A 21,134-nucleotide genomic window follows, 5' to 3' on the forward strand; every position below is an offset into this window, starting at 1 on the left:
ATTATCAGGGATTACTTAAATCACTAAATCTCTCGTTCCGAAAAGTAATGTCACCAATGTCTTCATCAAAATCAATTGTAATACCATCCAGATACCATAAGTCATCAAAAGCAAGGCAAAAACTAATCGAAGAAACTTCATATGTAAGGAATTCTTTGTCTGGTTTACCTTTGTGAATGCCGACTGAGAAGCCTCCGGAACCAACTCCACCAACTCGGACAAACAAGGATACATCATCCGATTCTGTTAGATTCATTTCTTTTATGTAAAATTTTGCTGCTCTTTCAGTAATTTTTATGTCCATCCATCATTTCTCCTTTTTTTAAAAATAAGTAAAAACTGACAGTAACTTTACGCCACACGCATGAAGGGGTGGCGCGAAAGCTCACGCTGTATTTAACAAAAGACGGCTATGCCGTTTTTCTTAATCTGTGAATTTCTGTTTAAAGTATATCAAAATAAAAGGCTGGATGCCTAATAGATCAAATTTGAATACTTATGGTCAATTAATGAATTTTTTTTAGAGAAAGGGTATGATAGTATTGTTGTATTTACTAATCAGAGTTCTCATTTAAAATAAGTAAGTTACCTAATTTATCGTCTATCGGTACCAGGAGTACATTTATAGAACTGAAAGACTTGGTTAAATGGAAAGGAGAAATGAAACATGACTACAGAAACAGAAACATTAGAAGAGAAATTTTTAGCTTACATTAAGAAAATTAGTCATTTTGAAGAATCAATTGGATTGATGGCTTGGGATTTGAGAACTGGTGCACCTCGTAAAGGGGCTTCTCAGCGATCGGAAGTGTTAGGTACATTATCATCAGAAGTTTTTGCAATGTCCACTTCACAAGAGCTAAAAGGGTATCTAGAGGGATTGAGGGAGCCATCCGTATGGAGCAAACTCACAGAAGTTACAAAAGGTTCGGTGGAAGAATGTGAAAAACAATTAAAAAAATACGAAAATATTCCTCCTCAAGAATTTAAAGAGTATGTTATTCTCACTTCGAATGCGGAAGTTGCTTGGGAAAAGGCTAAAAATGATGCTGATTTCAAAACTTTTCAGCCATATTTAGAAAAAATAGTCGACTATAACCGTAAGTACACAGAGTGGGTTGGGTATAAAGGAAACAAATACAATGCTTTACTAGATGATTACGAACCAGGACTCACGGTAGATATCATTGACGATGTCTTCGGCAAACTAAAAAAGGCACTTGTTCCGTTAGTGAAAGAAATTACAGAAGCAAAAGATCAGCCGCAAACAGATTTTTTGTTTCAACCATTTCCACCGAAAAACCAAGAGGCATTGAGCCGAGAAATATGAGAACATGCGGTATGATTTCGAAGCAGGTCGTTTGGATACAACTGTTCATCCATTCGCTATAGGCTTGAATCCAGGAGATGTTCGTGTCACTACAAAATATGATGAAATGGATTTTCGCACAGCTGTATTTGGAACGATTCATGAAGGTGGTCATGCTTTATATGAGCAGAATATCGATGAGAAGTTCATAGGGACACCATTATGTACTGGCACGTCCATGGGTATCCATGAATCTCAATCATTGTTTTGGGAAAACTTCGTCGGTCGTCATTTTTCTTTTTGGGAAAAGTATTATGATCTTTTGAAAAAGAATGCGAACGGACAATTTGATGATATTGATTTACATACTTTTTATCGTGGTATTAATGTTGCAGGCCCTTCGTTGATTCGAATAGAAGCAGATGAAATGACCTACTCTTTACACATTATAGCCCGATATGAGCTAGAGAAAGCTTTAATTAACGGGGAGTTAGAGGTTGCTGATCTTCCGGAAGCATGGAATGATAAAATGGAAGAGTTACTTGGTGTTCGTCCATCTCATGATGGGGAGGGTGTGCTTCAAGATGTACATTGGCCAAGTGGTGCTTTTGGATATTTTCCTTCCTATGCATTAGGGTATGTCTATGCTGCACAACTTAAAAAAGTGATGGAAAAAGAGTTACCCGATTTTGATGAGCTACTTCAACAAGGTGATTTAGCGCCAATTAAGGAATGGTTAACGAAAAATATTCATCAATATGGGAAAAGCAAAGAGCCATTAGAAATCTTAAAAGATACTACTGGTGAAGGTGTTAATCCACGCTATTTGATTGAATATCTTGAATCAAAATATCGTAATGTCTATCGAATTACTGAATAAACACTCCATAACATGAAGTTAAAGCTAGAAAACAATATAAGCACAAAACCGCTGTTAAAGGAATTTTTTCCGTTAACGGCTTTTTTGTATGATGTTTTAAAATACGTAATAAAGTGAATTATAAAGTTAGAATCTTACATATAAGATGTTACTAAGGAGTTGGAAAAATGAATGATAGAATTTCAAGGAGTATCCAAAGTTTTTGCAGATGGAACAAAAGCAGTAAATGATCTGAACTTCCGAATTGAAAAAGGAGAATTGTTTGTATTAATAGGGCCTAGTGGTTGTGGAAAAACAACGACAATGAAAATGATTAACCGATTAATAGATTCATCAGACGGCAAGATTTTTATTCAAGACAAAAATATCCGAGACATGAATATGAAGCGATTAAGGTGGAATATTGGCTATGTATTACAGCAAATTGCTTTATTTCCTCATATGACGATTAAAGAGAACATCTCTATTGTTCCTGAATTAGTTAAATGGCCGAAAGAAGATATTTCTAAGAGAGTTGATGAACTTCTGGATATGGTTGGGCTAGATCCATCTACATATCGCGACCGCATGCCAGATGAGTTATCCGGTGGGCAACAACAACGCGTTGGTGTTGTTCGTGCACTTGCTGGAGATCCTGATATCATTCTTATGGATGAACCATTTAGTGCCCTTGATCCGATAACTCGGGAGCAGTTACAGAAAGACATATTAGATTTACAAAAAAATATCAAGAAAACTATCGTTTTTGTCACTCATGACATGGATGAGGCGTTAGCTTTAGGAAATCGTATTTGTATTTTAAAAGAGGGTTCTGTTGTTCAAGTGGATACGCCAGAGAAACTTTTACAGAACCCGGCTGATGATTTCGTTGAGAAATTTATCGGTGCAAGACAAGACCCGTGGGGTGCTCCTTTATCTGAAATGACGCTTTACCGATCTCGTACTCAAGCCCCATTGAAAGAAGAGGTTAACGAATTTCTATTAACAAGTCATTCAGTTAGAGCGGCCTTTGAAAAACTAAAAGATTCTAAGAAGAATTCTCTGACAGTTTTCAATGACGAGAAAGAGTATACAGGTGACGTCTCTTACAAAGATATTGTCCTTCATTTGGAGAAATATCACTTCAAAGACCGAGAAGGAGCTTTATCATGAGAATCTTAGCCATTCAAACTTTTTTTCAATTAGCTTTAGACAGGCGGGATCTAGTTACTAGCGCACTCTGGGAGCATTTAGAAATGTCTCTTATCTCTCTATTAATTTCAGTTTTCATAGCAGTTCCATTAGGGATTATTTTAAGCCATTACCGACAGGCAGCAGAGCCTATCATCGGTTCTACGGCTGTTCTTCAAACGATTCCAAGTTTAGCGCTTCTAGGTTTTTTAATACCTTTCTTGGGAATTGGTACGACGCCCGCAATTGTTGCGTTAACTGTTTATGCTCTTCTACCGATATTGAGAAATACATACACAGGAATAAAAGGTGTTGATCCTGCTTTGATGGAAGCATCAAGAGGAATGGGAATGGGGACGCTTCAGCAACTCCATAGAGTTCAATTACCTTTGGCAATGCCAACTATTATGGCGGGAATTAGAACTGCGATGGTTCTAATAGTAGGAACCGCTACATTAGCCGCTTTGATTGGGGCTGGTGGTTTAGGTGATTTAATCATGTTAGGGATTCAACGTAATAATAGTTATTATATCCTGTTAGGGGCAATTCCTGCAGCTCTTCTCGCATTATTTTTTGATGCTGTACTTCGATTTGTTGAGAAAAAATCTACTGGATCGTCCATTACTCCTATAGCAACCGTAGTCATTGTAGCTATTTTACTAGTGACGACACCTACAGCAATGAGTGCTTTTAATATTAGCGGGGGTAACTCCCAAGAAGAAATAACTATCGCTGGTAAAATTGGAACCGAACCAGAGATAATTATTAATATGTATAAGCACCTAATCGAACAAGATACAGATTATAATGTTGTTCTGGAGCCAGGTATTGGAGCAACTGATTTTCTATTTCAAGCGATTGAGGTCGGTGATATAGACGGGTATTTGGAATTTACAGGAACCGCTATAACCACGCTATTAGGTGAGGAACCAGAAAGTTATGAGGAAAGAGAAGCTTTTGAACAAGCTAAAGAAGGCATGTATAGCGAATATAATTTAGTTTTCCTAGAACCGATGGACTATCAAAACACGTATGCTATCGCTGTAACAGAGGAAATAGCTGCTGAATTAAATCTTGAGAAAATATCTGATTTACAGGAATATGAAGATGAGTTAACGGCTGGTTTTACCTTTGAATTCTATGATAGACCTGATGGTTATCCAGCTATTCAAGAAGCGTATAATCTTGAACTAAATGATGTACAAACAATGGAGGCCGCGTTAAGGTCAGAAGCCCTTGTTTCAGGAGATGTTCAGGTCATCGATGCATATTCTACTGATTCGTATATGATCCGCTATAATTTAGTGGCTTTAGAGGATGATGAAATGGTTTTTCCACCGTTTAATGGCGCTCCTTTATTCAGAGAGGATGTGCTTGAAGAGTTCCCTGAGATTGAAGGAATTTTAAATCAGCTAGGTGGACGGATTTCAGAAGAAGAAATGTTAGAAATGAATTACCAAGTGGATGAAGAAGATGCTGATCCTGCGTTGGTTGCGAGAGAGTACTTAGAAGGAGAAGGGTTACTCGATTAATGTCTAATAAAATATGAAGTACTTCCCCGTTAGCGCTTACAATCGGCTATAATATAACTAGAAGCATTCAGATATAGGGAGGGAAAATCTATGTTTAAACATATATTATTAGCGGGTGATGGTTCTGAGCACGCTATACGTGCCTGTGAAAAAGCAATTTTTATTGCTGGATTAACAGAGGGGGCTGACATCACTCTCATCCATGTTGTAGATGATATACCTGCAAGGTCTGAAGTAGTCGAAGACGATATGAAACCGCGAGCAATTCCTGAACACCGAAAAGAACGAGTAAGCTCGATGGAGAAACGTGTTAAAGATGCAAATATCCCGCTTACGGTAAAACACACTTTTGGAGATCCTGGACCAACAATAGTCAGAGAAGCAAGTGAAGAGAGTTATGATATTGTTGTTATTGGTAGTAGAGGATTAAATCAATTTCAACAAATGGTGCTAGGAAGCGTAAGCCATAAAGTCGCGAAAAGAGTGAAATGTCCTGTTTTAATTGTAAAATAAAATACAGAAAAGGAGTTTTTAAATGAGTTCCCCTAATCGAGAAGAAGTGAATGAGATTTTACGCGACGCAAAACGTATTGCAGTCGTAGGACTTTCGGATAATCCAGCGCGTACATCCTATCAGGTAACGGAGGTACTTTTAGCTGCAGGATATGAAATTATTCCTGTGAATCCGGTTATTGATGAAGTTTTCGGGCGAAAAGCAGTTTCCAGTGTCACTGATATTGAAGGCGATATTGATATCGTAAACGTATTTAGAAGGTCTGAGTTTCTCCCTGAAATAGCTGAGGAAACAGCTAAAACTAATGCAAAAGTATTTTGGACTCAGTTGGGGCTAGCAAGCGACGAGGCCGAGCAAATAGCCTTGAGGGCTGGCAAAAAAGTAGTTATGGACCGGTGTATTAAAATAGAATTGGCATATCTGAATAAATAGGATGTTGAACCATTATGCAGAAGTTAATATTTTGCATAATGGTTTTTTATCGAATTTATAAAATTATCGGTTTTTTAGAGATTTTTTTCGTCGAACAGAGAGGCTCACGGATCATCTACGGAAAGTGAGCGGTCATTCTTCCAATCAAACTTCCATGATAATAAAGCAAAAAATAGAAAAAAGCCACTAAGTTTTTAAGACTTCAAAGCAGTTTTTCTTTTCTAGCTTCAGTTTCCTTGGTCCCTTTTATTCTTGCAACATGGCAGATGTAATATTATACTAAATAGAGATAACTAAGGGAATGTATGTTCTTTTTTTGGTTTTTTCACTTATTCATGACGATTAATTTAAAGGAAATATGTAATCGTCACTCGAAACCAGACCATTGTTATGGTATGTTAGATATTAGCTTTAGTACGGTTTGCAAGAGAAAGGAGCAAGAAGCATTGTCCAAAAAACAAGAATTCGAGTATAATGATGATGCCATTCAAGTATTAGAAGGTCTTGATGCGGTCCGAAAAAGACCAGGTATGTACATAGGCAGTACAGATCACCGCGGTCTTCACCACCTAGTTTTTGAGATTGTTGATAATTCGGTGGATGAGATCCTTGCAGGTTATGGCAATCATATTATTGTTACAATACATAAAGATAACAGTATCAGTGTCAAAGATGAGGGCAGAGGTTTTCCGACGGGCATGCATGCTACCGGTAAACCAACTCCGGAAGTCATTCTAACTGTGCTGCACGCTGGAGGTAAATTTGGTCAAGGCGGCTATAAAACTAGTGGTGGTCTCCATGGTGTTGGTGCATCAGTCGTAAACGCACTGTCCGAATGGCTTGAAGTAACGATATATCGAGAGGGTTCTATTTACCGTCAACGCTTTGAGAATGGCGGAAAACCTGTTACAACATTGGAAACTATCGGCAAAACGAAAAAAACAGGTACAACCATTCATTTCAAACCTGATGCATCGATATTTAATACAACCACGTATCATAATGATACTTTAGCAGAAAGGCTCAGAGAAGCTGCTTTTCTCATAAAAGGGGTAAAAATTGATCTAATAGACGAGAGACCAGGTCAAGAAAACGGAACAGAATCATTTCTGTTTGAAACTGGTTTAGAAGCTTTTGTGGGATATTTAAACGAGGAAAAAGATACCCTTCATCCAGTTGTTTCTTTTACAGGAGAACATGAAGAGATAGAGGTAGATTTCGCCTTTCAATATAATGATGGGTTCACTGAAAATACGCTATCTTTTGTAAACAATGTTCGAACAAAAGATGGCGGAACTCACGAACTAGGAATGAGAGCTGCAGTTACTAGAGCTGTTAATGAACACGCAAGAAAACTGCAATTACTAAAAGAACGTGATAAAAACTTAGATGGAAGTGATATTCGCGAAGGGTTTACTGCGATCATTTCTGTTCGAGTTCCAGAGGATAAGCTCCAATTTGAAGGTCAAACGAAGGGGAAGCTAGGCTCTCCATTGGCTAGAGCAGCTGTAGATAGTGTCGTTTTCGTAAAGCTAAGTTTTTTCCTTGAAGAAAACCCGGAGATTAGTAATAACCTTATACGAAAAGCTGTCAAAGCTTCGCAGGCTAGAGAAGCAGCACGTAAAGCTCGTGAAGATGCGAGAAGTGGGAAGAAAAACAAACGAAAAGATGCGATGCTAAGTGGGAAACTAACACCTGCTCAATCAAGGAATCCAAGTCGTAATGAACTTTATTTAGTGGAGGGTGACTCTGCCGGGGGTTCTGCGAAGCAAGGGCGAGATCGTAAATTCCAAGCAGTTCTGCCACTTCGCGGTAAAGTTATTAATACCGAAAAAGCCAAACTCGCAGATATTATGAAGAACGAAGAGATTAGAACTATGATTTATGCTATTGGTGGCGATGTAGGTCCTGATTTCGATATCACCAATATTAATTATGACAAAGTAGTAATTATGACGGACGCAGATACAGATGGTGCCCATATTCAAGTGCTTATATTAACATTTTTCTACCGTTACATGCGTCCACTTATTGAAGGCGGTCGTGTGTTTATCGCCTTACCGCCTTTATACAAAGTTAGTAAAGGTTCTGGTAAGAAAGAAAAAGTGGAGTACGCATGGGATGAAAGTGGCTTACAAGGAGCAATTGATAAAATCGGTAAAGGTTATATTCTTCAGCGATATAAAGGACTGGGAGAAATGGATGCAACGCAGCTTTGGGAGACAACGATGGATCCTGAAACAAGAACACTAGTCCGGGTAACGATTGATGATATAGCAAGAGCAGAACGACATGTCTCCACTCTTATGGGTGATAAAGTAGAGCCTCGAAGAAAATGGATTGAAAAAAATGTTGCTTTTGGATTAGATGAGGACACCAACATATTAGATAATGATAACTTATTAGTGACAGAGGAGGAGTAATCCTTGGAAGATAAAGAACGTTACCTGGATCTGCCTCTAGAAGATGTTATAGGGGACAGATTTGGGAGATACAGTAAATATATCATACAAGACCGTGCTTTACCTGATGCGCGAGATGGTCTTAAACCAGTTCAGCGAAGAATTTTATATGCCATGCATGTGGATCGAAACACTGCAGATCGTCCTTTTAGAAAAGCTGCTAAGACGGTGGGGAACGTTATAGGTAATTACCATCCCCACGGCGACTCATCTGTTTATGAAGCAATGATTCGTCAAAGTCAAGATTGGAAAATGAGGCATCCGGTTGTACAAATGCATGGGAATAATGGATCTATTGATGGTGATCCACCTGCGGCAATGCGTTATACAGAAGCTCGTCTATCAAGGATTGCTTCAGAAATGCTATTAGATATTGAAAAAGACACGGTTGATTTCATGTCTAACTTCGATGATTCTCAAGAAGAACCGGTAGTTTTGCCGGCTAGTTATCCTAACTTACTTGTGAACGGGTCGACTGGTATTTCGAGTGGTTATGCAACAGATATACCGCCTCATAATTTGAGCGAAGTGATTGATGCAGCGATACATCAAATGGACCATCCTGACTGTAATGTGGATGATCTAATGAAATTTATTAAAGGTCCAGATTTTCCTACTGGCGGAACCCTTCAAGGCGTTGAAGGATTGAGAAAAGCGTATGAAACTGGAAAAGGAAAGATCATATTAAGAGGCAAGGCCGAAATAGGAGAAATTAGGGGCGGTAAAGAGCAGATCGTTATTACCGAAATTCCTTATGAAATTAACAAAGCTAACTTAGTGAAAAAGATGGATGAGCTGAGATTGGATAAAAAGGTAGATGGAATAGCTGAAGTACGTGATGATACTGACAGAACTGGTCTGCGAATTGTTATTGAATTAAAAAAAGAAGCTAATGCGCAAGGAATTTTGCATTTCTTATATAAGAATACTGATTTACAGATTTCATACAACTTTAATATGGTTGCTATTTTCAGAAAAACACCTAAACTTCTTGGCATTAAGCATATGCTTGACGCATACATTACGCATCAAAAGGAAGTCATTGTCAGAAGAACAAATTTTGATTTAAACAAAGCTCGAGATCGTGCCCATATTGTTGAAGGTTTAATTAAAGCTATTTCTGTATTAGACGAAGTAATTGAAACAATTCGTGCTTCTAAAGACAAAAGAGATGCGAAAGATAGATTGCAAGAACGTTTTGAATTTACGGAACCTCAGTCGGAAGCTATCGTTAATTTACAACTTTATCGTTTGACGAATACAGATATTACAACCTTACAACAGGAAGCAGATGAGTTAAAAAAATCAATTGAAACTTTAGAAAGCATTATAGCCTCAGAGAAAAATTTAATAAATGAAATTAAAAAAGGGCTGCGTAAAATTAAAAAAAATTATAGTGAGGATCGCAGAACGTTGGTTGAAGAGGAGATTGAGGATCTTAAAATTAATCTGGAAGTGGTTGTTCCCTCTGAAGACGTTCGTGTTTCTGTCACAAAGGAAGGTTACGTCAAAAGGTCGAGTATCAGGTCCTTTACTGCCTCTAATGGAGAAAGTCCGGGAATGAAAGAAACGGATCGTTTGTTGCATTCTATGGAAATGAATACAACAGACACCTTGCTGTTATTTACTAAAAAAGGGTCCTATCTCTATATACCTGTGCATCTTCTTCCTGAACTTCGTTGGAAAGATAATGGACAACATGTAGCCAATATTGTCGGGATGAATCCTAATGATGAAATTTTACATGGGGTTCCTATCCAAAAATTTTCTGACGATGAATATTTAATTTTTGCTACTAAAAACGGAATGATCAAACGGTCCTTATTAAGTGAGTACAAGCCCCAACGCCATTCGAAAGCTTTAATGGCTGTGAAATTAAAACCCGAAGATGAATTAATTTCTGTGGAGCATACTCAAGGAAATAAAGATGTATTCTTAGCAACAAAATTCGGTTATGGTCTATGGTATGGAGAAGAGGAAGTCGGCATTACAGGTCAACGAACTGCTGGCGTAAAAGCTATAAGTATAAAACCAGATGACGAAGTGAAAAGCTGTCTTTTCTTTACAAATGGGGAAACACCATGGATTTTCCTTTTAACACAACGAACTGCATACAAAAAAATGCCACTTAAGGCATTTGAGCGAACAACAAGAGCAAAGCGTGGTCTTGTTATGATTAAGGAGTTAAAACGTCAACCTCATACAGTAGCGATCGTGTATGGTTTAAATGGTAGTGACGTTATTCACGTGAAAGTAAAGGATGGCTCTGTAGGAGAAATTAGGTTAAGTGATTTACGGTCTAACGATCGATATACAAATGGTTCATTCCTATTCGATACTACCTCGACAGGGGAAGTAGTTGATACTTGGATTGAAAAAGAGGATATAAACAGGCCGAAAGAGAAAAAGTCATCTGAAAATAGTTCTTAATAATAAAAAATTACGTTTTGTTAAAGCATTCAGCTAATGAATTATTAGCTGAATGCTTTTTTTATTAGAGTTTATTAAATTATTATTATATGTTTTTGAACAGAGGAGCTCGAATCCGCTCATGACGGTTGCTTTCTGCGGGGCAAGCTAGCTGCTTCTTTTCTGAAACTATTAACGACTGCCTAAAAGATATTAAAGAACAGCATTTAGTTACCAATAAATTTATTATGTAAACTAAATATTTTCTTGAATTGTGTTTATTTTTTTGCAAAACATCAGTAAAATGCCGCCTATTTTCAAGGTTTTCAAAGGTGCGCTATAGAAGGATAGTATACACCGTGAACTATAGTTATCTCAGTATATATTAAAATTTGCTTACCGTTCGTTATAAAGAACTAGGTGAGCGACGTTGTATAATGATGAATAATTACTGAATACAAAGATCAGACGGAGAAAATCTGCGTCTGATCTTTGTATATTTACAGCTTAATTCCACAGACTATGATTACTAAAAAAAATGGGAGGTTTATAATGAAAAAAATACCTGATAAGCAGCCCATTTCGGAAAATAGAATTAACAAGATTATCGATGACCCTAACGTAATTTCCAAGACTTTATCTCAAAATGAAAAAATTCTAAAAGAAATCTTTGCTGATACATATGATTTTGAGGTTAGACTCATTGAAAGATCTACTTATTCAAATTTGAATATTTCCTATGTTATAGGACTAACTGACACGAAAAAGTTAGATGAGTTGGTTGTTAGAAGGGCATTAAATGATGTTTTTTTAGAAAGTGACGACAAAATAGCCCAGAATCATATTTATGAAACTGTCTCCTCTGATATACCTGATAATTGGTATGACATTATGAAAGGGATCCTAAATGGAGATGCACTTATTCAATTCGAAGGAAATGCTCCGCGGTTATTAAAATTGAGGGAAACACAAACACGGTCGATTAGTGAGCCGACTACTGAGTTTCAGGTATTTGGCCCGAAGATCGGTTTTGTTGAAGACGCAGATAAAAATGTTGTGATAATCCGGAATTTTATAAGGGATTATAATTTGCATACAATGGAAGCCAGTATTGGTGAATCGAGACATATGAAAATCAATGCTGTGTATTTAGATTCTGCTGTAAATGATGAAGTTAAGAATCATATTCAACAAAAAATGCAAGAGGTTGAAAATGAAGATATATACGACCTTGGTGAATTAGCACGATTTTTTCAACAAGGGCATTTATCTTTGTTTCCTCAAAGCTTATTGACAGAACGGCCTGATCAAGCGGCGGCTCGATTAAGAAGTGGAAAAGTAGTTATATTTTTTGATCACCATACCTTTTGTATTATTACACCTATCCAACTATTTGAAAGCTTTTCTTCAAATGAAGATCGATCATTTACCGTAAAATGGAATTATTCTTTTGTTCGTCTTTTACGTTTTGTAGGAGTCTTTATCGGCACGCTTTTACCTGCTCTTTATGTTACTTTAGTAGCATTTCATCCTGAATTAATTCCAACAAAAATGGCGATTACAATTGCTCAGTCAAGATCACAAATACCTTTAGATGCACCAACGGAAGCATTAGTGATGCTTTTTGCTTTAGATGTTCTAGTAGAGGCTAGTATACGATTACCAAGCTTTGTAGGACAGACGATTGGTATAGTTGGTGGGTTAGTTATTGGAACGGCAGCAGTTGAAGCAGGTCTAGTCAGTAATATTATGGTGATAACGATTGCTTTTACTGCAATCGCCATCTTCATGGTGCCTTATTGGGAATTTGTTGCTACGTGGCGTCTTTTAAGGTACCTATATGTAATAGCGGCATCGTTATTAGGGCTGTATGGAATGACTTTAGCAGTAGTATGGACAATTCTTCACTTATGTAAGTTGAATAGCTTAGGACATAGCTATCTTTCACCAGTTGTACCTTTACAATTTAAAAAACTATTTCATTTTTTTTACCCAGAAAAATAAGTTTATGTATAAGAACGAAGGGAATTGGAGGGTGCACCTATGAATTTACGTGACTCTGATCAAAAATTCGGAACGTCTAAGCTATTTGTATATACCTATTGTTCTACGATTACGTTAGGAGTTATTCTCTTGCCATATGTAGGTAGTGAAGAGATAAGGAGTGCATGGCTTAAAGTTATACTTGCTGTTATTCCTTATCTTATTCTGCTTGGTTTGTTTCATTTAACTTTAAAAAAACAAGAAAGAGGAGATTTAATAGAAGTCTTCCGTGAAAAGACTTTAGCTATTATTCACATTCCTGTTATCTTATATTTGTTTATAAGTGCGGTTGCTACCTGTCGCTGGGGAATAGAGACATTGCTCATTATTGTAAATAGCTATTTACTAACAAATACAAGTGCTTGGATTATAGTTGGATATTTTTTATTTATTATATTTTTCTCGATTATCTATGGAATAGAAGCAATCGCAAAATTTTTGGTGACACTATTTATTATGGATATCGTTATTTTTATTACTGTGATTTTTCTCTTTTTTACTGAGGATTTTAAATGGATCTATATACCACCGGTGCTAAGTGTTGATACTATGACTTTTTTGAAGAGTTCGATTTCAGATATGTCTAGATACGCGGGGGTAGTTGCGTTATTAGGATTTTTTCCGTATATGAAGAATGATGTTCCATTTTTAAAGGTATCAACAATAAGTTTGTTGTTTGTAATGATCACTTTTTCGATGGTTGCGATAGTGGTGTTAGGAACATTTGGTTTTGACCAAGCACTGACCTTACTATCCCCACTAACGACTTTAATACAGTCTGTGACAGAAGGGACTGGAATTTTTGAGAGGCTTGATTTGATTTTTCTAACTATTTGGCTCGTTTCTTTTTACAAGATATCGGTTATTCAAATTTGGTTCACAAGTTTTTTATTAAAGAAGCTTATTCCACCTTTGAAAAAGAAAGATATCATGACAAAATTACTTGTTGTTGTTTCGTTGTTTTTCTTAGTTATACTTACTCCTGGATATGTCAATTTGGACTTGACTCTTCAAAACATGAATCTAATCCTTTATTCTTTCCTTGTGCCGAGTATTCTCTGCATTTTTTTGATTGCTAGTAAAAGAGGAGAAAGCCAATGATAAAAATTAGTTTAAAGGTAGTTATTCTTATTTTTATTTGCTTACTGGCAGGATGTATTCCTGATTCTAAGGAAATAGACCAACGAACGATGATTTTAGGTTTAGGAATCGACATAACCGAAGATGATGAATATGAAGTATCGTTGCAAATGCCAGTAGTTACTCCACAGTTTTCACCCGGAGGAGGTGGAGGAGAGCAAGGTTCTGAATTTGAAACACTTAAGGCCGTGAATGCTTCCTTATGGGATGCAATCGCAGACATTGAAGCAAGAACACCAACTGTGTTATTTTTCGGTCATTTAAAAACAGTTGTCATAGGTGAAAAATTAGCAAGAAAGGGGATTGGAGATGTTATTGATTTAATTGACCGAAGAGCCCCTGTTGATAATGGCGTCCACTTACTTGTAGTACCGGAAGATCAGACCGTCTATGATGTCCTTTCGTTTGAATCTCCACTAGCATCACTTCCTTCATTATATATTAGTATTTTTTTCGAAGCCGGTCAAAAAATGGCTCGTGTCGAAGAATTGAAGTTATACGAATTTAGAAGAGATTCGAATATGATTGCAAAAGCTGCTAAGGTTCCGATGATTCACATTAATTCTGATTATGTTATTCAAGATCATGCGATCTTTCAAGATAGGCAGATGATTGACGTACTAAAAGGAAAGCAAAGTAGCATGAGTTCATTACTAAAAGAAGAGAAATTAGATAATTTGAATTACACAGTTGAAGTCGATTCCGGTTCTAACACCATGATAGACGTCTCATTGAGAATAAATACAGACTCTAAAATAGAGGTAGTGTCTATTGACCCTGATAAATTCCTTGTTAAGGTAAGTGGGGAGGGGGAATTAATTCACATAGCTTCTGGTGAAATAAAAACCTCGGAAGACCTCATTGGAAAAGTCGAAAAAGAAGTCGAAGGATCCATTGAAGAAAATATGCATGAGACCATTGAAAAAATGAAAGATATCAATGTTGAACCTTGGTTATTAGGACATCGTCTGTGGATTCAAGACGATGAGAATTTTAATGAACAAGAATGGTTAAAAGACCGATGGCGTAAATCTGAAATAACGATTGAAGTTGATATTAGAATTAAAGAGACAGGTCAACGAAGTAAGTTGGATAAAAAGAAAGTTGGTAAATAATAAAAATATATTAAAATTTTTGATTCCGTCTCAAAACAATAAGAATACTTATTAATTGAGACGGAATAATGATATCATTTTCGGGTTCCTATAATATATATTATGTAAACTAGAATTAAACCGAGGAGGGACATAAGGTCATCACTCCAAGTTCCCATAATATATCATATCGTGTACTTATGTTTCACAAGTTGACTATAATTTATGGGGTCATCCCGATAACGGCACCCTGGTCCCATAATCCTTGCGTATCGACCATAATTTTTAGGGTTCGACCTTATAACGATACTTTTAAGGAGGCTCACCCGATGAATTATGTTCAAGCAACAGATGATTATTTATTGTATTTAGAAGTTGAAAAAAATTACTCCATCAATACGCTTACCAGTTATGCCTTCGATTTACGGCTATTTGGTGATTTTCTATTGAATAACAATCGTTCCATCTTTTTAGATGACATCAACTCATCTAGTGTTCGTCGTTTTATTCAAGATCAGGTTCTTAACCATAGTATTAAACCACGAACATTGCAGCGGCGTATTTCGTGTTTAAAATCCTATTGTCAGTATTGTTTAAAAGAAAATTATATGAAAGTGGATTTTATGGCAGGCATTCAAGCTCCAAAATCCGATAAAAATTTACCTGTTTATATGTCATTAGTAGATTTAAAACGTCTTTTTGCTTTCTTAGAAAAGGATCAACGGTCTCTAGCTGTAAGGAATGAGGTCATGTTTAAATTATTGGCTACAACAGGTATGAGACGGCAAGAAATAGTGGATTTAACATGGGGGCAACTCGACTTACATGTAAACACGATTTTAGTAAAAGGAAAAGGGAAAAAAGAGCGCCTTCTCCCCCTCCATCCGATTGTCATCCCTTTAATAACGAGCTATCGTGACCTTTTAATGGAGCAACAAAAACACTATAGTGAACCAATATTCTGTAATAAAAATGGGGACCAATTGAATCCACGAGGACTTCACAAAATCTTTAAGGAGGTATTAGAACACGCTGGACTGCCTTCACACAGGTTTTCCCTTCATCATTTACGACATACGTTTGCGACGCTCCTATTGCAAGAGAACAAAGACAAAGTAGATCTCAAGACCTTGCAGGAGTTACTTGGACATGAAAGTCTTGCTACAACAAGTATGTACACTCATATTGATTTTGAACAAAAGAAAAAAGCGATTCATAGTTTTTTAATACAAAATTAATAACGAATGACTGTCAAAAGCTCCTAAATATTTAGGGGCTTTTTAACAGTTGGCTTATCATGTACAACTTCTTGCTGTTTCCTGCGTGATTTTTGTAGCCTCACTTTATAAGGTATTATTTTTTATAATGCTCCAGCATAATTTTCTCGAGAAGTTCTGGGTTCGATTGCGATAACTGAATAAGAAATCCCTCTGAAAAAGGTAGATTAGCTGCGTCATTATCAGGAAACGCTTTAGTATTGTGAACAGAGCAATTCTCTCTATCGTTATCAATTAAAACTCCCTCGACCTTCGTTTCTATTTCTGTTAAGGCTGACTTTATTTGAATGATTTTGCGTCTGTCTCGTTTAAGGTAAAATTTTATATTATCACTAGACGTGTGGCCAAGATGGTACTTGATCGTATCTATTGATATATCTTTCTCATCTAATAACGTGGCAATGGTGTACCTAAATCCATGAGGTGTAACTCTCTTCTCACCTTCCCAGCCCAAATGCTTGTTAATTTTATTGACTAGGAGATTGAGTTGCTTATTTTTTAAAGGAATACCGTTAAATCCATAACATAAAGGGTCATGATCGCTTAAATTAAGCTCCTCAACGTAATTATGCAGTATCTGTAAGAATTTTGGAGGTAACGGTAATATTTGAATCTTATGCTTATAATTATTAATTACAGGATTATAAACAATGACTTCATCGTCCCAATCAATATCTTTAACACAAAGATGGCTTAGTGCATGATTCCGTAAGCCTGTATAAAGCAAAAGTTTAATAGGTACGTCGATTCTTAACTTTTGCTGTTTGAAATCCTTCAGGGCTTTAAACACTAGAACCAGGTCATCTAAATCTAAAGCACGGCTATGTGAATCTGAATGAGCGCCTGGCACTTTGACGGCTTTAAATACGTTCTTATTCACTACACCCAGTTCTTTGTAAAAACTGTAAAGAGAAGAAAGAGTCGCAATTCTTCTAGTAATCGTTTTATATGCAACATTATTATCTTTTTGAAGGATGATCCACTTGTTAACGATGTTTAATCTTTCACCACTTTTTAATACAGGTTTCAATTGTTGTGTCTCTAAATAATTTTCAAAGAGTTTAAGGTCATGATAATAGCTGTCAAACGTAGTGTTTGACCAATACCTGTATTCTTTCATCCATAACAATGCGTGGGATAAGAGACTGTTAGGCGTAATCTGATCTTCTACTTGAATGGATTCATTACTACCTACACTGTTTTCTTGTATCATGATATCCTCCTTTGTTGTTTCAACTATAAAGCTGAAGTCTGCGGGGAGGTATTGGTAATTATTCGTACCTCCTCCTCCCTACCATTGCATATGGTACGAACGATACTGATGATACAAGCATCATTAAGTAATATCAAATGCATAAAAACACTAATTAAAAAACTTAAAAACTGCAAAAAACAAACATGATTTCTATGTTTTTTACGATTTTTATGTTTTTTGATTCTAAAAAAATATATCACAATTAAAAAAAGTGGATAAACTTTACAAAAACAGTTGGTTTAATATGGATGAGGAGGAAAAAACTTTGTAGGAAATTTTTGTGTATTTGTAATGGATCTATATTTTTAGCTGTTTTCGGATAGGCTGTTGCTTTCTATACCTTACTAAAAAGCGGAAGAAATCGAGACGGTAATATGGGGATATCTAAGTCCATCCTGTTTGTTGTTGTGCAAGGACACAGCATCCAATTATCCAATTACAAGTGGTCCGCTATGGCAAAGAGATTAAAGTATGAATCTATAAATGGAAAGCAAAAAGAACGTGTAAAAAAGGCATTTTCCACATTCAACAAGTTAACAACTTTCATAGACGTTTAAAGGTGTGGTGACCTTTTACTTAGACAATTACCTTAATTGGTTCAGTTGGCTAGAAATGGCCAAAATAATGGTGTTTAGTGAACGAATTAACCAAATGCTAATTGCATCCTGCCAAAAATCAAATAAATTGAAATGATGAAGGAAATCGCATGAAAAAAAGACCTCATCGAGGTCTCTGAAAGCTAGTTTGTAGTAGAAGACACTTTAGTATCTTTGCCGAATAGTGACCAAACAAATATAGCCAGCCAACCCCAAAAAGTCCAACCTAACAAAATGTTTAGTGCTATAATGCTTTTACTGTTCTTATGTTCGGTTCTCAATGCAATAATTGAAGGTATTAGATAGACACCTATGAAGAAGCAAACAGCAACAATAATTATTGGGGAAATTGATAAGTAATCCATAATTCCTCCTAATCATTAAAAAATTGTAACCATATTATAATACATATTTTTTACATTCATTAATCAATTAGCAACAATATTAGTAGTTAAAGTGTTTTTATAAATGGACAGATCGGACGCAAACAAGTAAATCCCTGCAATTTACTCCTTAACCATTCTCCCTTACTAAAGAGCAATCAAATAGTTGAACAATTGCAGCGGCAGCTTCTTGTACTAACGCTTCTCCGTTTCTTTAAGTACATCACTTCACAAAGAGGCTACAATTTATCTTAATGAATATCCCTTTTGCTCAGAATTACTACCCTTACGAACGAATGTTCGGTATAATATAAATACAAACAAACGTTTTGTAAGGGTGTTTTAAATGGCTAAATACCAACAGATGAGTTTAATTTCATTTCAAAAACAGTTTTCCTCTGAAGAAATTTGTCAGGAAAACCATTACTCATTCTGAGCTAATGACATAATCATTTTAATCTTTAAATCGTTTTCATGACATCCTTGTTATTAAAGGTTATTTCAGTGTGTTTTGATTCAACTTTCAATTCGTCTAAAAAAAAGCCTTCCACTACCCATTTTATCCAGAACTCCATGAAAGAATCTACGATTTCACCGTTAGGAAGCGAAGCTTTTTCTTGTACAGAGCCTTCTTCAAATTCAAAAGCATATTTTAATTCCAAACTATTATAATCGTACAATACGATAATATGATTTTTTTGTCTTCTCGAAGTTTATATTAGATACATCAATAGGAGTACATTCTATATATGTTTTTGCAATCGAAAGAAATGCACCTTCAAATCTTTCATAAAGTTTGTTATTATTGATCAATATTTCTAAACGGACAGTATTGTTTCTGTTCAATATTATCCCCTCCTATCAAAATACCTACCATTTAACCATAACATTAATATCAAAAGTATGTTTAATTTCATTTCAAAAACGGTTTTCTACGGAAGAAGCTTGTCAAAACCACCTCTCCTCATTGAAGTGGTCAGAGTCATACCAGGCTCTATCATAAGCAGTGATGCCTATCATTCGTATCGAGCTCCGCATCGGTTGGCTTTAAACACGAGTATCACGTCTATAATGCAAAGGGAACACCAGACTATTTACACTGGCTTCATACCGTTCTTTCCAATGCTAGGTATGTGGACTTGATTCAAAGCATCTCCAAGGCTAATTAGAAGAATTTTGTTATCGTTTTAATCGAAGGGAATTCAAAGGCGAATGGTTTAGCCGTTTAATTTCTTTATGTTCATCAATGAAGACCATTACTCATTCTGAGCTAGTGGGATAATCATTTTTGTCTTTTGTACAACTCCATTTCTCCTATTACAACTCATATTTCTTATTAATTAAGGGCAAGTTATTCACATTAACTTAAATTCTTTATTGGAGGATGAATGGAATGAAAATTGATGGAAAAGTAATTCGATTGACTTCAGCAGAGATAACTCATCTATGGAGTACATACATGAATGATAGCGGCAGTATTTGTCATTTGGAACACGAATTACATAATACTGAAGATGAACAAATAAAACCTATGCTTCAACATGCTTTAGCTATATCAAAATTACATATCAAAAAAGTAACAGAACTATTAAATAAAGAAGGTTACCCTGTTCCCCATGGGTTTAAATTAGACGAAGATGTTCATGCTACCTCCCCTAAATTATTTTCTGATGCTTATTCGTTAATCGCTACTAACCAATTAGGAAAAATGGGATTGAACGCATATAGTATGGCATTATCTATTGCTGTGAGAGAAGATGTTTATACTTTTTTTAGTGACTGTTTACGTGAGTCCGATGATATTATTAAGAAAACCAACGAACTATTACTATCAAAGGGATTATATATCAAGTCACCGTATCTTCCAACCCCTGAAAACTTCGATTTTGTGGAGAAAAAAAGCTTTCTTGCAGGGTACTTTGGAGAAAAAAGACCATTAACTGGAACTGAAATTACGAACCTGTACTCCAATTTCCAAAGAAATGCACTAGGGTCCGCTACTATGATTGGGTATAGTCAGGTTGCAGATAACAGGGATGTAACTGAATTTATTTTAAGAGGTAAAGAAATTGCACAAAAACATTGCGAGATATTTGGGTCTTATTTAAACGAAAATGACCTCCCTAGTCCTATGACATTGGATACAGAAGTTACAGATTCAACCACATACACATTTTCTGACAGAAAGATAATGTTTTATTCTACTGCATTAACTGCACTCAGTGTTGGTTATTACGGAGCCAGTATGTCGATGAGTCCAAGAAGAGATATTGGAATCACGTACACCAGACTTGTAGGAGAAATCTTAAAATATGCGGATGATGGGGCTAAAATAATGATTAAATATGGGTGGTTAGAAGAGCCACCACGAGCACTTGACCGTGATGAACTCGCAAAGCAAAAATAAGGTAAGGAGCATTTATGCTCCTTACCTGTTCTCTATAACTAAATTCCACATAAATAATCAAATTAAATAAGACCTTGAAATTTCATCGACGCTTTTCCAGAACATTAAAACGCAAAAGATTTTCTAAGAAAACCTCTGCGTTTTTAATGTGAATTGCTAATGATAATTTTTATTATTGTCCTTGGCTAAGATATGTGCTTTTGCCAACAGTTCAAGTTTCATGTTGTTGTC

15 protein-coding genes and 2 pseudogenes are annotated in these 21,134 nt (G+C 36.0%); 13 read left to right on the top strand and 4 right to left on the bottom strand.

Annotation, left to right across the window (positions count from 1 at the left end; translation table 11 throughout):
- Nucleotides 1–4: 4 nt before the first annotated feature.
- Nucleotides 5–304 (bottom strand): iron-sulfur cluster biosynthesis family protein, encoded by a 300-nt coding sequence (locus tag ACHABW_RS22205; protein WP_435758688.1) that lies wholly within the window; start codon nucleotides 302–304, stop codon nucleotides 5–7.
- Between the two features lie 363 nt (nucleotides 305–667).
- On the opposite strand from ACHABW_RS22205, the pseudogene ACHABW_RS22210 reads away from it, so the two are divergent.
- The 11 genes and pseudogenes from ACHABW_RS22210 (at nucleotide 668) to ACHABW_RS22260 (ending at nucleotide 16,223) form a co-directional block, all read left to right on the top strand.
- Nucleotides 668–2,189: pseudogene (locus ACHABW_RS22210) on the top strand (carboxypeptidase M32).
- 171 nt (nucleotides 2,190–2,360) lie between these two features.
- A complete protein-coding gene (locus tag ACHABW_RS22215) occupies nucleotides 2,361–3,341 on the top strand; it encodes an ABC transporter ATP-binding protein (RefSeq protein ID WP_435758690.1) in 981 nt (326 codons plus the stop codon).
- Nucleotides 3,338–4,891 carry an ABC transporter permease/substrate-binding protein gene (locus ACHABW_RS22220; protein WP_435758692.1) on the top strand — a complete coding sequence of 518 codons (1,554 nt, stop codon included), beginning with the start codon at nucleotides 3,338–3,340 and terminating at the stop codon, nucleotides 4,889–4,891. Before ACHABW_RS22215 ends, ACHABW_RS22220 begins: the two co-directional genes overlap by 4 nt.
- Before the next feature lie 90 nt (nucleotides 4,892–4,981).
- Nucleotides 4,982–5,404 (top strand): universal stress protein, encoded by a 423-nt coding sequence (locus ACHABW_RS22225; RefSeq protein WP_110936147.1) that lies wholly within the window; start codon nucleotides 4,982–4,984, stop codon nucleotides 5,402–5,404.
- A 22-nt stretch (nucleotides 5,405–5,426) separates the two neighbouring features.
- Complete coding sequence (locus tag ACHABW_RS22230) at nucleotides 5,427–5,837, top strand: CoA-binding protein (protein ID WP_435758695.1); 411 nt, start codon at nucleotides 5,427–5,429, stop codon at nucleotides 5,835–5,837.
- Nucleotides 5,838–6,283: 446 nt separating this feature from the next.
- Nucleotides 6,284–8,260 (top strand): DNA topoisomerase IV subunit B, encoded by a 1,977-nt coding sequence (parE, locus tag ACHABW_RS22235; protein WP_110936145.1) that lies wholly within the window; start codon nucleotides 6,284–6,286, stop codon nucleotides 8,258–8,260.
- A gap of 3 nt (nucleotides 8,261–8,263) precedes the next feature.
- Nucleotides 8,264–10,729: a DNA topoisomerase IV subunit A gene (parC, locus tag ACHABW_RS22240; protein ID WP_435758697.1), complete on the top strand. Its 2,466-nt coding sequence runs from the start codon at nucleotides 8,264–8,266 to the stop codon at nucleotides 10,727–10,729.
- 531 nt (nucleotides 10,730–11,260) lie between these two features.
- Nucleotides 11,261–12,712, top strand: coding sequence for a spore germination protein (locus ACHABW_RS22245; RefSeq protein WP_435758699.1), 1,452 nt, complete (start codon nucleotides 11,261–11,263; stop codon nucleotides 12,710–12,712).
- Nucleotides 12,713–12,751: 39 nt separating this feature from the next.
- Nucleotides 12,752–13,852: a GerAB/ArcD/ProY family transporter gene (locus ACHABW_RS22250; protein WP_435758701.1), complete on the top strand. Its 1,101-nt coding sequence runs from the start codon at nucleotides 12,752–12,754 to the stop codon at nucleotides 13,850–13,852.
- A complete protein-coding gene (locus ACHABW_RS22255) occupies nucleotides 13,849–15,006 on the top strand; it encodes a Ger(x)C family spore germination protein (RefSeq protein ID WP_435758703.1) in 1,158 nt (385 codons plus the stop codon). The genes ACHABW_RS22250 and ACHABW_RS22255 overlap by 4 nt, the downstream gene beginning before the upstream one ends.
- Before the next feature lie 308 nt (nucleotides 15,007–15,314).
- Nucleotides 15,315–16,223, top strand: coding sequence for a tyrosine-type recombinase/integrase (locus tag ACHABW_RS22260; RefSeq protein WP_435758705.1), 909 nt, complete (start codon nucleotides 15,315–15,317; stop codon nucleotides 16,221–16,223).
- A 115-nt stretch (nucleotides 16,224–16,338) separates the two neighbouring features.
- Here the strand turns inward: ACHABW_RS22260 and ACHABW_RS22265 are convergent, their stop codons facing one another.
- Entirely contained in the window at nucleotides 16,339–17,475 is a 1,137-nt protein-coding gene (locus ACHABW_RS22265; protein ID WP_435758707.1) for a tyrosine-type recombinase/integrase, read from the bottom strand.
- A gap of 390 nt (nucleotides 17,476–17,865) precedes the next feature.
- Between ACHABW_RS22265 and ACHABW_RS22270 the strand changes: the two are divergent.
- Nucleotides 17,866–18,210: pseudogene (locus ACHABW_RS22270) on the top strand (IS1595 family transposase); the annotation flags it as partial.
- Between the two features lie 46 nt (nucleotides 18,211–18,256).
- Here ACHABW_RS22270 and ACHABW_RS22275 read toward each other — a convergent pair.
- Nucleotides 18,257–18,478 carry a superinfection immunity protein gene (locus tag ACHABW_RS22275; RefSeq protein ID WP_435758709.1) on the bottom strand — a complete coding sequence of 74 codons (222 nt, stop codon included), beginning with the start codon at nucleotides 18,476–18,478 and terminating at the stop codon, nucleotides 18,257–18,259.
- Nucleotides 18,479–18,957: 479 nt separating this feature from the next.
- Nucleotides 18,958–19,158, bottom strand: coding sequence for a hypothetical protein (locus ACHABW_RS22280; protein WP_435758711.1), 201 nt, complete (start codon nucleotides 19,156–19,158; stop codon nucleotides 18,958–18,960).
- Between the two features lie 731 nt (nucleotides 19,159–19,889).
- Here ACHABW_RS22280 and ACHABW_RS22285 point away from each other — a divergent pair.
- The gene (locus tag ACHABW_RS22285) at nucleotides 19,890–20,903 is read left to right on the top strand and encodes a DUF3231 family protein (protein ID WP_435758713.1); all 1,014 of its coding nucleotides are present in this window, start codon (nucleotides 19,890–19,892) and stop codon (nucleotides 20,901–20,903) included.
- The last annotated feature ends 231 nt before the right edge of the window (nucleotides 20,904–21,134 follow it).

Origin of the sequence: Salipaludibacillus sp. CF4.18, assembly GCF_051262595.1 — a bacterium.
Taxonomy (GTDB): domain Bacteria; phylum Bacillota; class Bacilli; order Bacillales; family Salisediminibacteriaceae; genus Salipaludibacillus; species Salipaludibacillus neizhouensis.

What these genes read in the sequence shown, in the direction of transcription:
- ACHABW_RS22205 (WP_435758688.1), bottom strand. Translation starts at nt 304, where the DNA reads ATGGACATAAAAATTACTGAAAGAGCAGCAAAATTTTACATAAAAGAA.
- ACHABW_RS22215 (WP_435758690.1), top strand. Translation starts at nt 2,361, where the DNA reads ATGATAGAATTTCAAGGAGTATCCAAAGTTTTTGCAGATGGAACAAAA.
- ACHABW_RS22220 (WP_435758692.1), top strand. Translation starts at nt 3,338, where the DNA reads ATGAGAATCTTAGCCATTCAAACTTTTTTTCAATTAGCTTTAGACAGG.
- ACHABW_RS22225 (WP_110936147.1), top strand. Translation starts at nt 4,982, where the DNA reads ATGTTTAAACATATATTATTAGCGGGTGATGGTTCTGAGCACGCTATA.
- ACHABW_RS22230 (WP_435758695.1), top strand. Translation starts at nt 5,427, where the DNA reads ATGAGTTCCCCTAATCGAGAAGAAGTGAATGAGATTTTACGCGACGCA.
- ACHABW_RS22245 (WP_435758699.1), top strand. Translation starts at nt 11,261, where the DNA reads ATGAAAAAAATACCTGATAAGCAGCCCATTTCGGAAAATAGAATTAAC.
- ACHABW_RS22250 (WP_435758701.1), top strand. Translation starts at nt 12,752, where the DNA reads ATGAATTTACGTGACTCTGATCAAAAATTCGGAACGTCTAAGCTATTT.
- ACHABW_RS22255 (WP_435758703.1), top strand. Translation starts at nt 13,849, where the DNA reads ATGATAAAAATTAGTTTAAAGGTAGTTATTCTTATTTTTATTTGCTTA.
- ACHABW_RS22260 (WP_435758705.1), top strand. Translation starts at nt 15,315, where the DNA reads ATGAATTATGTTCAAGCAACAGATGATTATTTATTGTATTTAGAAGTT.
- ACHABW_RS22265 (WP_435758707.1), bottom strand. Translation starts at nt 17,475, where the DNA reads ATGATACAAGAAAACAGTGTAGGTAGTAATGAATCCATTCAAGTAGAA.
- ACHABW_RS22275 (WP_435758709.1), bottom strand. Translation starts at nt 18,478, where the DNA reads ATGGATTACTTATCAATTTCCCCAATAATTATTGTTGCTGTTTGCTTC.
- ACHABW_RS22285 (WP_435758713.1), top strand. Translation starts at nt 19,890, where the DNA reads ATGAAAATTGATGGAAAAGTAATTCGATTGACTTCAGCAGAGATAACT.